A 13382-nucleotide genomic window follows, 5' to 3' on the forward strand; every position below is an offset into this window, starting at 1 on the left:
ACGGCATGGCTGGCCAGCCGGTTCGCGCTGTTCTCGAAGGTCGGGCCCAGCACGAAGACGTTGCCGCCCGCGATCTGGGTGTTGTTCGAGAAGCTCAGCACGCTGATCCCCCGCGGCGCCACCGCGAGACCCGCGGCATTGGCGGATTCGGCGTAAAGCGGGCCGAGGATGATCTTCGCGCCGTCCTCGACCGCCTTGCGCGCCGAGGCGGCGGCCTGGTCGGGCCGCCCCGCGGTGGGATAGACGCGCAGATCGATCGCCACGCCTTGCAGATCGGCGATGGCCAGCCGCGCGGCATTCTCCAGATTGCGCGCGATCACCTGATCGCCTGCCGAGGCCGAACCGCGTGGCACCAGAAGCGCCACTGGAACCGCCTTCCGGGTGTCCACGGAGGGGCCGGTGGCCACGACGCTCCCGGGTTGGCAGGCAGCCACCGGTGTCATCACGGCGATCAGCAGGGCCAGCCGCTTGCTTGCGGAACGGAAAACGGCGAACATGGCTACTTCCTCGCGTCGTCCCTGTCGGTCGGGCCGAGCCTATGCGGATCGGCCGCCCAAGTAAACGTCAGACAAAACCCGGAGGCCCGGCCTGGAAATCCAGCGCATATCCCTGCCCCCCGGCATCCATTTCGTCGCGACGCCGATCGGGGCCGCGCGCGACATCACCTTGCGGGCGCTCGACATCCTGGCCTCGGCCGATGTGATCGCGGCCGAGGATACGCGCACCGCCCGGCACCTGATGCAGATCCACGGCATCGCGCCGGGCGACCGGCCGCTGATCGCCTATCATGACCATTCCGCCCCGGGGGTGCGTGACAAGCTGATCGCGATGGCGGCCGCGGGCAAGTCGGTCGCCTGCGTCAGCGAGGCGGGCACGCCCATGGTGGCCGATCCGGGCTATCCGCTGGCCCGCGACGCCATCGCGGCAGGCATTCCGGTCCATACCGCGCCGGGGCCGTCGGCAATGCTTGCGGCGCTGACGGTGGCCGGGTTGCCCAGCGACAGGGTGCTGTTCGTCGGCTTTCCGCCGCCTCAGGCCGCCGCGCGGCGCACGATGCTGGACGAGATCGGCGGGATCGCGGCGACGCTGGTATTTTACGAATCGCCCCGGCGTGTTAGTAGAACATTAGGGGAACTGGCGGATGCTCTGGGAGAGATGCGCCCGGCAGCGGTGTGCCGGGAACTGACCAAACGATTCGAGGACGTGACGCGCGGCACGCTGGGCGAGCTGGCCGCGGCCTTCGAGGGGCGCGAGGTCAAGGGCGAGATCGTGGTGGTCGTGGGCCGGGGCACGCGCGTGGCAGCGGCGCCCGAGGACATGGAGGCGGCGTTGCGGGCGGCACTGGCGCGCGAATCGGTCAAGGATGCGGTCGCCGAAGTGGCGGCCGCGTTGGAACTGCCGCGCCGCGAGGTCTATCGCGCGGCGCTGAAGCTCGAGGCTAACGAATGAGCGGGACTGTCGGATTTCACGCGGGGCTTTCAGCCGAGGACAGCGTTGCCCGCGGTTACGAACGGCGCGGGCTGGCGATCGCCGCCCGCCGCTGGCGCGGCCGGGCGGGCGAGATCGACCTGATTGCCCGCGAAGGGGCCGAGGTGATCTTTGTCGAGGTCAAGCAAAGCCGCAGCTTCGCCCGCGCGGCCGAGCGGATCACGCCTCGCCAGGCGGCGCGGATCATGGCCGCCGCGCAGGAATTCCTTGACGGCGAACCCCGCGGCCAGCTGACCGATATCCGGTTCGATGTGGCCCTGGTGGACGGCATGGGCAGGGTCGAGATCCTCGAGAACGCCCTCGCCGCCTGAGCGGCGTTGCAAAGCCCGTTCCGCTCGGCCATGAAGGGCTGAAAAGGGAGGGCATCCATGCCGCTCAAGGTCGCCATCCAGATGGACCCGATCGGGTCCATCGACATCGCCGCCGACACCACCTTCCGGATCGGCGAAGAGGCGCAGGCCCGCGGCCACAGCCTGTTCTACTACACCCCGGACCGGATTTACTGGAACGATGGCCGCGTGATGGCGCGCGGCTGGCCGCTGGAACTGCGCCGGGTGGTGGGCGATCACCACACGCTGGGGCCGGAACAGGATGTCGATCTGGGCGCGTATGACGTGGTCTGGCTGCGCCAGGATCCGCCCTTCGACATGGGCTACATCACCACCACGCATCTGCTGGAACATCTGACGCCGAAGACGCTGGTACTGAACGACCCGTTCTGGGTCCGCAACTTCCCCGAAAAGCTGCTGGTGTTGAAATTCCCCGCGCTGATCCCGCCCACGATCATCGCCCGCGACCTGGCCACCTTGCGCGCCTTCAAGGCCGAACATGGCGACATCATTCTGAAACCGCTTTACGGCAATGGCGGCGCGGGCGTGTTCCGGCTGGACCATGGCGACCGCAACCTCGCCTCGCTGCACGAGCTGTTCACCGGAATGAGCCGCGAGCCGCTGATCGCACAGAAATTCCTTCCCGCGGTCGAGAAGGGCGACAAGCGGGTAATCCTGATCGACGGCGAGCCGGTGGGCGCGATCAACCGCGTGCCCGCCGAGGGCGAGACGCGGTCCAACATGCATGTGGGCGGCCGGGCCGAGCGCGCGGCGCTGTCCGCGCGCGATATCGAGATCTGCAAGGCCATCGGCCCGACGCTGCGCGAGCACGGCCAGATGTTCGTCGGCATCGACGTGATCGGGGATTACCTGACCGAGATCAACGTGACCTCGCCCACCGGGCTGCAGGAGCTCGAGCGATTCGACGAGAAGAACCTCGCCGCGGGACTCTGGGAGGCGATCGAGGCCAAGCGCGGCTGAGGCCGCGACACCGGGCCGATCAGCGGCTCGCGGCAGTCAGGCGCGGTCTCTGGGCGTCCGCTGCATGACGCGTTCGGGATCGATCACGAAACACAGATTTGCAAGCAGCGGCGCCATCGCCGAAATCCCGAAAATCAGCCAAGTCCAGGCGAGCGGTCCGCCAGCCCGCGTTCCCTCGAGCGAAGAGGGGTTCGACAGAATCATCACGATGCCACCTCCGATGACGAGGGTGACGAGCAGCAGCAGCGCGTGGCTGGAGAGTGACAGCCTCAGCCCGCTGGTTCCGAAGCGGACCAGCCGCACGCCTTCGCGTAACACCGTCACGAGGTAGAGGAGCAGCGAAAGGGCGATCTGGGCCAGGGTGGTCAGCGCCTATTCGAACCATGCGCCCGCGTATCGAGCCAGCGTCACCTCCTCTGCCGAGAGCCCCGCACCTCCGTCCGTCCGGCAGGAGCGCCGAATAGTCCAGAAATGACAGCGAGAAGAGCCGCATCACGTAATTCGCGATGCAGAGCAGCAGAAGAACCCCGATGAGTCTCCGCCAGTGGCGCGGTAGAATGTCGGCGGTCTGTTGTGGCATCCGGTCCGGCTTTCGAAGGCCCCACCCCGCTGACCCGCGTTCGTGGCACCAACAGACCGTTTTCGGGGCGATTGTTTGCGATGCCTGTGGGCCCAAGGCCCGGGCTTTACGTCTGCCCCACCGACAGTCGGAAGCTGACCGCCTCGGCCACGTGGTTTCGGCCCACCGTCTCGGCGCCGTCGAGATCGGCGATGGTGCGCGCGACGCGGATCACCCGGTGATAGCCGCGCGCCGACAGCCCGAAGCGTTCGGCCACCTTCGCCAGCAGTTCCCGGCCTTCGGGGTCGGGGGTAGCGATTTCCTCGAGCAGGGCGCCCTCGGCCTCGGAGTTGACGCGGACGCTGGGATGGCCGTCGAACCGCGCGGTCTGCCGGCCGCGGGCGGCGGCGACGCGGGCGGCGACCGCGGCCGAGCGTTCGCCGGTCGCCGGCAGGTCGAGATCGGCATAGGCCACGGGCGGCACCTCGACGCGCAGGTCGAACCGGTCCATCAGCGGCCCCGAGATACGGCCGAGGTAATCCTCGCCGCATCGGGGTACGCGGGCGCAGGCGCGCGCGGGATCGGCCAGATAGCCGCATTTGCAGGGATTGGCGGCCGCGACCAGCAAAAACCGGCAGGGATAGCGCGTATGGGCATTGGCCCGCGCCACCACCACCTCGCCGGTCTCGATCGGCTGGCGCAGGGTTTCCAGCACGGCGCGGGGAAATTCGGGGAACTCGTCCATGAACAGAACGCCGTTATGGGCCAGGCTGATTTCTCCCGGCTTGGCGCCGCGCCCGCCGCCGACGATGGCGGCCATCGACGCGGTGTGATGCGGCTCGCGGAAGGGCCGCAGGCGCGAGATGCCGCCCTCGTCCAGCAGCCCCGCAAGCGAATGGATCATCGAGGTTTCCAGCGCCTCGACCGGCGAGAGCGGCGGCAGGATGCCGGGCATCCGCGCGGCCAGCATCGACTTGCCTGACCCGGGTGAGCCGACCATCAGCATGTGGTGCCGCCCGGCCGCAGCAATTTCCAGCGCGCGCTTGGCCCGCTCCTGTCCCTTGACGTCTGAAAGGTCGCGGAACAGGGCCGTCTCGACCACCTCGCCCGGTTCGGCCGGGGCCAGCGGCGCCTGCCCGGTGAAATGGCGCACCACCGCGGCCAGATCGGGCGCGGCCAGAACCTGCGTGCCGCCGACCCAGGCGGCCTCGGCCCCGCAGGCGCGCGGGCAGAGCAGCGCGCGGTCCTCCTCGGCGGCAGCCATCGCCGCGGGCAGCGCGCCCACGACCGGCACCAGCCGCCCGTCCAGCGACAACTCGCCCAGCGCGACGCAGCCCTCGGCCGCATCGCGCGGGATCACGTCCAGCGCGGCCAGCAGCGCCACCGCGATCGGCAGGTCGAAATGCGAGCCTTCCTTGGGCAGGTCGGCGGGCGAAAGGTTCACCGTGATCCGTTTCGAGGGCAGCGCCACCCCCATCGCCACCAGCGCCGCGCGCAACCGGTCGCGCGCCTCGCTCACCGCCTTGTCGGGCAGTCCGACGACCGAAAAGGCCGGCAGGCCGGGCGCGACCGCGCATTGAACCTCGACGATCCGGGCCTCGACGCCCTCGAAGGCCACGGTGAAGGCCCGCGCAACCATTCTGTGCTCCCGCGCTCAGGAATGGTTAACGGCTACGCCCGCTTGGTTACCGAAGGGTTAACGCAGGCCGCCGCGCGCAAGAAATCATCCCTTTGGCCGTTTTGCCGCGGACGGACCGGACCTGGCGCTGGCTGCCCAAGCCTTGTGCGTTTCGGTCCGCACGACACGTTCTCACGCAATCGTGTGTGCGTCTGCACGCAATTTTTGCGTGCCAGCTTCGAGCCATTCGAGATTGCATGTGATCCAATCACCGACAAGCATCGTAAACAAATCAAAAAGAGACTCTGGGAACCGGAAAACCGCAACGTCAAGAACCGAGGGGTTACGGATGGCTCTGGATGGATATGACGCGACCGCCTTGTCGCGCCGGGCGATGAAGGCCGAATTGCTGGACGCCGAGACCGAGTTGCAGCTTGCCTATGCCTGGCGCGACCAGCGCGACGAGGCGGCACTGCATCGCCTGATCACGGCCTATATGCGGCTGGCGATCTCGATGGCGTCCAAGTTTCGCCGCTATGGCGCGCCGATGAACGATCTGATCCAGGAGGCGTCGCTTGGCCTGATGAAGGCAGCGGACAAGTTCGACCCCGACCGCGGCGTGCGCTTTTCGACCTATGCGGTCTGGTGGATCAAGGCGTCGATCCAGGATTACGTCATGCGCAACTGGTCGATGGTGCGCACCGGCTCGACCTCCAGCCAGAAATCGCTCTTCTTCAACATGCGCCGGGTTCAGGCGCGGCTGGAACGCGAGGCCAATGCCCGGGGCGAGTTTCTCGACCGTCACCAGTTGCGCCAGATGATCGCAACCGAGGTGGGCGTGCCGCTGGCCGATGTCGAGATGATGGAGGGGCGGCTGTCGGGCTCGGATTTCTCGCTGAACGCAACGCAGTCGACCGATGAGGACGGCCGCGAGTGGATCGAGACGATCGAGGACGACGCGGCACAGGCCTCCGACATCGTCGAGGCCGGGCGCGACCGCGCGCAGCTGCGCGACTGGCTGGTCAACGCCCTGTCGGAACTGAACGAACGCGAGCGGTTCATCGTGCGGGAGCGCAAGCTGCGCGAGGAACCGCGAACCCTGGAAAGCCTCGGCAACGAACTGGGTCTTTCCAAGGAACGCGTGCGCCAGCTCGAGGCCGCGGCCTTCGGAAAGATGCGCAAGAGCCTTGAAGCGCAATCCACAGAGGTGCATCACTTCCTCTCGTGAGACGGCTTTTCCTTTCTGGCGCCCTGACCGCCATCGCCATCGCCGCCGGGGCCGGGGAGATCCCGCCGGAGGCGTTGGAGTCTTTGCCGTCCGCCGATGTGGTCATCCTGGGCGAGACCCATGACAATCCGTGGCACCACGCCAACCAGGCCGTGGCCGTGGCAGCGATTCAGCCCGCCGCGCTGGTCTTCGAGATGTTGACCCCCGAACAGGCCGCGCGCGTCGTCCCCGACCTGCGCGGCGATGCGGCGGCCTTGGGGGAAGCGCTGGGCTGGGCCGAATCGGGCTGGCCCGATTTCACGATGTATCACCCGATCTTTACCGCCGCGCCCGAGGCCGCCATCTATGGTGCCGCGCTTCCCCGTGACGAGGTGCGCCGCGCGGTCGACGAAGGCGCGGCGCCGGTCTTTGGCGAGGAGGCCGCCGCCTATGGCCTGGCCGAGCCCCTGCCCGCGGACGAGCAGGCCGCCCGCGAGACCAGCCAGATGGAGGCCCATTGCAACGCCATGCCCGCCGAGATGATGGGCGGCATGGTCGAGGCGCAGCGCCTGCGCGATGCCGCTTTGGCCCGGGCCACGCAACAGGCGCTGGACGAGACCGGCGGCCCGGTCGCGGTCATCACCGGCAACGGCCATGCACGCAGCGATTGGGGCATGGGCCGGGCGCTGGCCCGTGTGGCCCCCGAAGCCCATGTGATCGCCATCGGCCAGTTCGAATCCCCGCCCGCAGAGGCCCCGCCCTTTGACCTTTGGCTGGTCACCCCGCCGGCCGAACGGCCCGACCCCTGCGCCATGTTCCGCGGAGAGTAAGCTTGTCTCGGCCCGGGGTGCGGCCTAGACATTCGGGCAGGCGCGAAACCGGGATCGGGGTCCATGCTGGCGGACAAACGCATTCTTCTGATCGTCTCGGGCGGGATCGCTGCCTACAAGGTGCTGGATCTGGTCCGCCGCTTGCGCGAACGCGGCGTTGCGGTCAGCCCGGTAATGACGCGGGCGGCGGCCGAATTCGTCACCCCCCTGTCGCTGTCGGCGCTGGCGGGCGCGCGCGTCTACCGCGAACTGTTCGACCTGACCGACGAGGCCGAGATGGGCCATATCCAGCTGTCCCGGTCGGCCGATCTGGTGGTGGTGGCGCCTGCCACCGCGGATCTGATGGCGAAGATGGCGGGCGGGCATGCGGACGACCTTGCGTCCACGCTCTTGCTGGCCACCGATACGCCGGTTCTGGTCGCGCCCGCGATGAACGTGCGGATGTGGCAGCATCCGGCGACCCGGCGCAATGTGGAAACACTGCGCAGCGATGGTGTGCGCCTTGTCGGGCCGAACGGGGGCGACATGGCCTGCGGCGAATACGGCCCGGGCCGGATGGCCGAGGTGCCCGAGATCATCGCCGCCATCGAGACCGCGCTGGCCGATGGGCCGCTCAGGGGGCGGCGCATCGTCGTGACCTCGGGGCCGACGCATGAGCCGATCGACCCGGTGCGCTACATCGCCAACCGCTCGTCCGGCGCGCAGGGGACGGCGCTGGCGCGCGCGCTGGCGGGGCTGGGAGCCGAGGTGGTGTTCGTCACCGGCCCGGCATCCGTGCCGCCGCCCGCGGGGGTCGAGGTGATCCGCGTCGAGACAGCGACCGAGATGCTGGCCGCCGTTCAGGCCGCGCTGCCCGCCGATGCGGCGGTCTTCGCCGCCGCTGTGGCCGACTGGCGGGTGGCGAACGCGGCCCCGCAGAAGATGAAGAAGCACGGGTCGGGCCGCCCGCCCGCGCTGGAATTTTCGGAAAACCCCGACATTCTGGCCAATGTCGCGGGCATGGGGCAGGGCCGGCCGCGGCTTGTCGTGGGCTTCGCCGCCGAAACCCAGGACGTCGAGGCCCATGCCCGTGCCAAGCGCACGCGCAAGGGCTGCGACTGGATCGTGGCCAACGATGTGTCGCCCGGAAAGGGGATCATGGGCGGGGCCGAGAACGAGGTGACGCTGATTACCGAAGACGGCGCCGAGACCTGGCCGCGGCTGTCCAAGGACGAGGTTGCCCAGCGTCTCGCGCAGCGGATCGCCGAGGCGCTGGCATGATTACCACCCTGCGCATCCTTTGGGAGGACTGGGCCGATCGCGACTTGCCCTTGCCTTCCTACGAGACCGCGGGCGCGGCAGGGGCCGATATCCGCGCCAACCTGCCGCCCGACATCCGGGCCGTGGGCTTCACCCTGCAACCGATGGAACGCCGGATCGCGCCCACCGGCTTTCGCATGGCCTTTCCGCCGGGGTTCGAGGTGCAGATCCGCCCGCGCTCCGGCCTTGCGCTGAAGCACGGGATCACGCTGCCGAACACGCCCGGCACCATCGATAGCGACTATCGCGGGCCGCTGGGCGTGCTGCTGGTGAACCTTGGCGATGCACCCTACACGATCCACCATGGCGACCGGATCGCGCAGATGATCGTGGCCCCCGTGGTGCAGGCCGCGTTCGCCGTGGTCACCGATCTGGACGGGACCACGCGGGGCGAGGGCGGCTTCGGCTCGACGGGGCGGGGCTGATGGGGCTGGTCCTCGGGCTGGCGGCGTTGCTCTGGGGGCTGGGCGCGCTGATGAAGGTCTCGACCCGGGCGCGCTGGGCCATGATCGGGGCACTTTATGCGGGCGTGCTGGCGGTGCAGCTGGCGATGCCCGCCGCGCATCCGCTGCGCGCGGCGCTTGGCGGCACGCCGCAGGGCTGGGCCGCGGCGGGCGTTGCGGTGGCGGTGGTGCTGGCCTATCGCGCGGGGCTTGGCGCATTGCGCCGCCGGGCACGCCAGCCCGCGCCCGAGCCGAGCCAGCCGGGGACGTTCCGCCCCGCCGAACTGGACCGCTATGCCCGTCATATCGTGCTGCGCGAGATCGGCGGGTCGGGGCAGAAGCGGCTGAAAGAGGCGCGCGTGCTGGTGATCGGGGCAGGGGGGCTTGGCTCGCCCGCGCTGCTGTATCTGGGCGCGGCGGGGGTGGGCAATCTGGGGGTGATCGACGACGACATCGTGACGAACTCGAACCTTCAGCGGCAGGTGATCCATACCGATGCCCGGATCGGGATGCCCAAGGTCTTTTCCGCCGCCGAGGCGATCGCCGCGCAGAACCCCTTTGTCACGCTGCGGCCCTATAACCGGCGGCTGGACGAGGCCGTGGCGCGGGTGCTGTTTGCCGAACATGACCTGATTCTGGACGGGTCGGACAATTTCGCGACGCGCTATCTGGTGAACCGTGTCGCGGCAGAGCTGGGCAAGCCGCTGATCGCTGCGGCGATAAGCCAGTGGGAAGGCCAGATCAGCCTCTACGATCCGGCGCGCGGCACGCCCTGCTATGCCTGTGTCTTTCCCCAGCCGCCCGCGTCTGGGCTTGCGCCCAGTTGCGCCGAGGCGGGGGTTCTGGGGCCCTTGCCGGGCGTGATGGGGGCGATGATGGCGCTGGAGGCGGTCAAGGCGCTGACCGGGGCGGGCGAGGGGCTGCGCGGGCGGATGCTGATCTATGACGCGCTTCAGGGCGAGACGCGGATCATCGCGTTGAAGCAGCGACCGGGTTGCGCGGTCTGCGGCGGCGGGTCCGCCTGACGGCGGATGCCTCCGGCGGGGATATTTCCGGCCAGAAGAAGGCTCAGGGCGCGGTTTTCCGGGCCGGGTCGAAATGGATGATGATATCGGTGCCGGGAAACTCGGCGAGGATGGCGTGTTTCAGGGCGGCGCCTATCGAATGGGCGGTGTTCAGGCTCTGGTCGCCATCGAGTTCCAGATGCAGGTTCACGAAGAGCCGCGAGCCCGCGCGGCGGGTCTTGAGATCGTGAAATCCGTGCACGCCGGGCTGGGTGCGGGCCAGGGTCTCGATCCGGGCGATCACCTGAGGATCGGCGGTGCGGTCCATCAGCGCGTCCCATGCCCCCTTGCCGATGCCCAGCGCGCCCACGGCCAGCATGGCGGCGGTGGCCAGCGCGATGGCCGCATCCAGGCGCACGAAGCCGAACTGAGTCGAGGCCCAGAGCGCGAGGATTGCCCCGATATTGGGCAGAAGATCCCCCAGGTAATGCAGCGAGTCGGCCTTGACCACCCGGTTGGCGGTGCGCGCGGCGACCCGGCGCTGCCAGAGCACCAGCGCCAGCGTCAGAACGATCGAGATGACCATCGCGACGATACCCCGGGTTTCTGAACTCAGCGGCACCGGCACGGGCGCGATCAGGCGGCCGATGGCGGCGAAGGCGATCACACCGGCCGAGGCGAGGACGAACACCGCCTGGCCAAGGGCGGCCAGATCCTCGGCCGAGGAATGGCCGAAGGCGTGGTCCTCGTCGGGCGGGCGCGCGGCATAGAGGATCGCGGCCAGTGCGCCCAGCGACATCATCAGGTCCAGCGCGCTGTCCGCGAGCGAGGCCGCGACCGAGAGCGACTGCGTCGCCCCCAACGCCCAGAGCTTGATCGCGACAAGCGTGATTGCGGTCGCGACCGAGGCGATCCCGGCAGAGAGATTCAGGCGGGCTGGGCTGGACATGGGCGGGGTCCGTCGCGCGGTTCGGCTCCGCATAGCGCGCCTGGGCGTGCGGCCGCAAGCCTAGTCGCGGATCTCGTCCGGCTCGACGCCCCAGAGCGTGCTCTTGGGCACCCAGCCCGACCGGCCCTCGGCCGAGATCCGGCACCAGTCGGGTCGGCAGGCGCCCAGCCGAGCGATGACGCCGCGTTCGGCCTGGGCCAGCACCGGGGCGTCCGCCTGCGGGGTCCGGCGCATCGGGACCATGTCCTCGTCGACGAGGACGGTACGCACGCCCGACAACAGCGAATAATGCATCCAGCCACCTGCCCCATCGCGGTCCTGCACCCGGCGCCAATGGCCGTATTCGGCGGTGATCTTCAATGGCATGCCGCGCCGTTTGTAGACCCAGTCGACCCGGTGGCTGAGGCTGGGTCCGCGCCGGACATTGCTTTCGCCGGCCTTGAGCGAGACATAGCGTGGCAGCGGCAGGTTGGTGACCGGCCCATGCTCGGCGCCATGGACGGGGGCCACGAGAACCATCATGCAAAACAATAGAACGAGGGCCGATCCCGCGATCCGCCCGGTTGCGCGCTGCGCCATGTCTGTCCTGTCCGTTCCTGCCCCGGGGGCTTGTGCCGCGCCCCGAACTCGGACAGTTTGCCACTGACGCCGCGGCTTGGAAAGCAGGAGGAACCCCGGGGATGCCCGCTCAGCGCCTGAGTGTTGTCGTGACGCGACGCCTGCCCGCGCCGGTCGAGACCCGGATGAAGGAATTGTTCGACGTCGCGTTGAACGAGACCGATGTCAGGATGTCCCGTGACGACCTGGTCGGGGCGATGCGACGCGCCGATGTGCTGGTGCCCTGCGTGACCGACCGGATCGACCAGGCGATGCTGGCCGCAGCGGGCGACCGGCTGAAGCTGATCGCGAATTACGGAGCGGGTACCGACCATCTGGACATCCAGACCGCGCGGCAGCGGGGGATCCTCGTGTCGAACACGCCCGATGTGGTCACCGAGGATACCGCCGACATGACCATCGCGCTGATGCTGGCGGTCACCCGGCGCATCCCCGAGGGGCTGGCGCTGATGCAGGCCGGTGCATGGCAAGGCTGGGCGCCGACCGCCTTCATGGGCGGGCGGATCGGCGGGCGGCGGCTGGGGATCCTGGGGATGGGCCGGATCGGGCAGGCGGTGGCGCGGCGCGCGCGCGCCTTCGGGATGCAGGTCCATTATCACAACCGCAAGCGGCTTCGCCCCGAGATCGAGGACGAGCTGGAAGCAACGTGGTGGGATAGCCTCGACCAGATGGTCAGCCGCGTCGACGTGCTGTCGATCAACTGCCCGCACACGCCCTCGACCTTTCATCTGCTGAACGCCCGGCGGCTCAAGCTGATGAAGAAGGATGCGGTGATCGTGAACACCTCGCGCGGCGAGGTGATCGACGAGAACGCGCTGACGCGGATGCTGCGCACGGGCGATCTGGGCGGCGCGGGGCTTGACGTGTTCGAGCATGGCCACGAGATCAACCCGCGCCTGCGCGAGTTGCCGAACGTGGTGCTGTTGCCGCATATGGGATCCGCGACCGTCGAGGGGCGGATCGAGATGGGCGAGAAGGTCATCATCAACATCAGGACCTTCGCCGACGGCCACCGGCCGCCCGATCTTGTATTGCCGTCGATGCAATGACAAGGCGCGCGGGGGCCGCAGCGGACGGCCCGCATCTGGCCCGGCTGTTCACCATCGCGGTCCTTGTCTATTTCGCCGCGCAGACGGCGGTGCGCACGCTGCTGGGGGGCGCGTTCGAGGTCGACGAAGCCGAGATGCTGCTTCTCGCCCGGGATCTGCGCTGGGGCTACGGGTTGCAGCTGCCGCTTTACAACTGGTGGCAATTACTCTGGTTCGAGCTGTTCGGGGTGAACACCTTCGCGGTGGCCGGCGCCAAGAACCTGCTGCGAGCGCTGACCCTGCTGGTCCTGTTCCGGGCGCTCGGGCAGGTCTATCCGGTGCGGCTTGCGGCGGCGGGGGCGGCTGCCTTGATGCTGGTGCCGGATTTCCTCTGGCAGGGACAGCGGGCGGGCACCCATTCCACGGCGCTGTGCCTGATGATGGCGGTCTTCCTGTGGGCGCTGGTCGGGGTCGTCCGGACCGGGCGGTGGCGCGACTACCTTTGGCTTGGCGCGGCGCTGGGGCTTGGGGTGATCTCGAAATACAACTTCCTGCTCTATGCGCTGCCCCTGCTGGGCGCGGCGGCGGCGCTGCGCGAGACGCGCCCGGCGATCCTGTCGCGCCGCATGGGTCTGGCGCTGGGCGTGGCGGTTGGGATCGCGGCGGGACCATTGCTGTGGCTGGTCTTGAACGCGGACCGGGCGACGACGTCGGCGCAAAAGTTCTTCAACGAGGCCGCGCCGCCGGACCTGCCCGGCTGGCTTAACAGTCTGATCCTTTACGGGCAGGGGATGCTGATCGGGCTGGCACCGGTCCTGATCCTGGCCGTGTTGCTGCGCGGGCGCAGGGTGCTGCGGGCACCGGCGCCCTGGGGTGGGGGCTGGCTTGCGCAGGTGCTGTGGTGGGCGCTGGTCGGCGCGACGCTGGTGGGCGTGGCCGGGGCGGTCGGCGCCGGCATCTCGAACCTCGAGACGCGCTGGCTCTTGCCGCAATTCCTGCTGGCCGCGCCGGTTCTTGCGATCTGGGGTG

Annotated in this window: 15 protein-coding genes; 10 read left to right on the forward strand and 5 right to left on the reverse strand. The window is 69.0% G+C overall.

Going from position 1 to position 13382, the window contains the following annotated elements; translation table 11 throughout:
• The coding region (locus tag ENN83_RS10355; protein WP_287186695.1) for an ABC transporter substrate-binding protein at nt 1-497 on the reverse strand (497 nt) is incomplete at its 3' end.
• A gap of 91 nt (nt 498-588) precedes the next feature.
• Between ENN83_RS10355 and rsmI the strand changes: the two genes are divergently transcribed.
• Genes rsmI through gshB form a run of 3 tightly spaced genes read left to right on the forward strand, consistent with a single transcriptional unit; the run spans nt 589 to nt 2798 of the window.
• Entirely contained in the window at nt 589-1449 is an 861-nt protein-coding gene (gene rsmI, locus ENN83_RS10360) for a 16S rRNA (cytidine(1402)-2'-O)-methyltransferase (protein WP_287186725.1), read from the forward strand.
• Nucleotides 1446-1799 carry a YraN family protein gene (locus ENN83_RS10365; RefSeq protein WP_287186698.1) on the forward strand — a complete coding sequence of 118 codons (354 nt, stop codon included), beginning with the start codon at nt 1446-1448 and terminating at the stop codon, nt 1797-1799. The genes rsmI and ENN83_RS10365 overlap by 4 nt, the downstream gene beginning before the upstream one ends.
• 57 nt (nt 1800-1856) lie before the next feature.
• Entirely contained in the window at nt 1857-2798 is a 942-nt protein-coding gene (gene gshB, locus ENN83_RS10370; protein WP_287186701.1) for a glutathione synthase, read from the forward strand.
• Nucleotides 2799-2834: 36 nt separating this feature from the next.
• On the opposite strand, the gene ENN83_RS10375 is transcribed toward gshB, so the two are convergent.
• A complete protein-coding gene (locus ENN83_RS10375) occupies nt 2835-3122 on the reverse strand; it encodes a hypothetical protein (protein ID WP_287186702.1) in 288 nt (95 codons plus the stop codon).
• Nucleotides 3123-3484: 362 nt separating this feature from the next.
• Nucleotides 3485-4996 carry a YifB family Mg chelatase-like AAA ATPase gene (locus ENN83_RS10380; protein ID WP_287186704.1) on the reverse strand — a complete coding sequence of 504 codons (1512 nt, stop codon included), beginning with the start codon at nt 4994-4996 and terminating at the stop codon, nt 3485-3487.
• Nucleotides 4997-5324: 328 nt separating this feature from the next.
• Here ENN83_RS10380 and ENN83_RS10385 point away from each other — a divergent pair, with 328 nt between their 5' ends.
• The 5 genes from ENN83_RS10385 to ENN83_RS10405 all read left to right on the forward strand — a co-directional run bounded on the left by ENN83_RS10385 (nt 5325) and on the right by ENN83_RS10405 (nt 9779).
• Nucleotides 5325-6203 carry an RNA polymerase factor sigma-32 gene (locus ENN83_RS10385; RefSeq protein WP_287186707.1) on the forward strand — a complete coding sequence of 293 codons (879 nt, stop codon included), beginning with the start codon at nt 5325-5327 and terminating at the stop codon, nt 6201-6203.
• Nucleotides 6200-7012, forward strand: a complete 813-nt coding sequence (locus tag ENN83_RS10390; protein ID WP_414707650.1) for a ChaN family lipoprotein — start codon at nt 6200-6202, stop codon at nt 7010-7012. The genes ENN83_RS10385 and ENN83_RS10390 overlap by 4 nt, the downstream gene beginning before the upstream one ends.
• 63 nt (nt 7013-7075) lie before the next feature.
• Nucleotides 7076-8272: a bifunctional phosphopantothenoylcysteine decarboxylase/phosphopantothenate--cysteine ligase CoaBC gene (coaBC, locus tag ENN83_RS10395; protein WP_287186709.1), complete on the forward strand. Its 1197-nt coding sequence runs from the start codon at nt 7076-7078 to the stop codon at nt 8270-8272.
• Nucleotides 8269-8736 carry a dUTP diphosphatase gene (gene dut, locus ENN83_RS10400; protein WP_287186711.1) on the forward strand — a complete coding sequence of 156 codons (468 nt, stop codon included), beginning with the start codon at nt 8269-8271 and terminating at the stop codon, nt 8734-8736. The genes coaBC and dut overlap by 4 nt, the downstream gene beginning before the upstream one ends.
• Entirely contained in the window at nt 8736-9779 is a 1044-nt protein-coding gene (locus ENN83_RS10405; RefSeq protein WP_287186712.1) for a HesA/MoeB/ThiF family protein, read from the forward strand. Before dut ends, ENN83_RS10405 begins: the two co-directional genes overlap by 1 nt.
• 43 nt (nt 9780-9822) lie before the next feature.
• Here the strand turns inward: ENN83_RS10405 and ENN83_RS10410 are convergent, their stop codons facing one another.
• Nucleotides 9823-10707: a cation diffusion facilitator family transporter gene (locus ENN83_RS10410; RefSeq protein ID WP_287186715.1), complete on the reverse strand. Its 885-nt coding sequence runs from the start codon at nt 10705-10707 to the stop codon at nt 9823-9825.
• A gap of 60 nt (nt 10708-10767) precedes the next feature.
• Nucleotides 10768-11229, reverse strand: coding sequence for an SH3 domain-containing protein (locus tag ENN83_RS10415; protein ID WP_287186717.1), 462 nt, complete (start codon nt 11227-11229; stop codon nt 10768-10770).
• Between the two features lie 158 nt (nt 11230-11387).
• Here ENN83_RS10415 and ENN83_RS10420 point away from each other — a divergent pair, with 158 nt between their 5' ends.
• Together ENN83_RS10420 and ENN83_RS10425 are read left to right on the forward strand one after the other, a co-directional pair.
• Complete coding sequence (locus tag ENN83_RS10420) at nt 11388-12374, forward strand: 2-hydroxyacid dehydrogenase (protein ID WP_287186720.1); 987 nt, start codon at nt 11388-11390, stop codon at nt 12372-12374.
• Nucleotides 12371-13382: glycosyltransferase family 39 protein (locus ENN83_RS10425; protein WP_287186722.1), on the forward strand; the 1012-nt coding region annotated here is incomplete at its 3' end. The genes ENN83_RS10420 and ENN83_RS10425, both read left to right, overlap by 4 nt.

It is taken from the genome of Rhodovulum sp. (assembly GCF_011048875.1).
In the GTDB taxonomy this organism is placed as follows: domain Bacteria; phylum Pseudomonadota; class Alphaproteobacteria; order Rhodobacterales; family Rhodobacteraceae; genus Rhodovulum; species Rhodovulum tesquicola.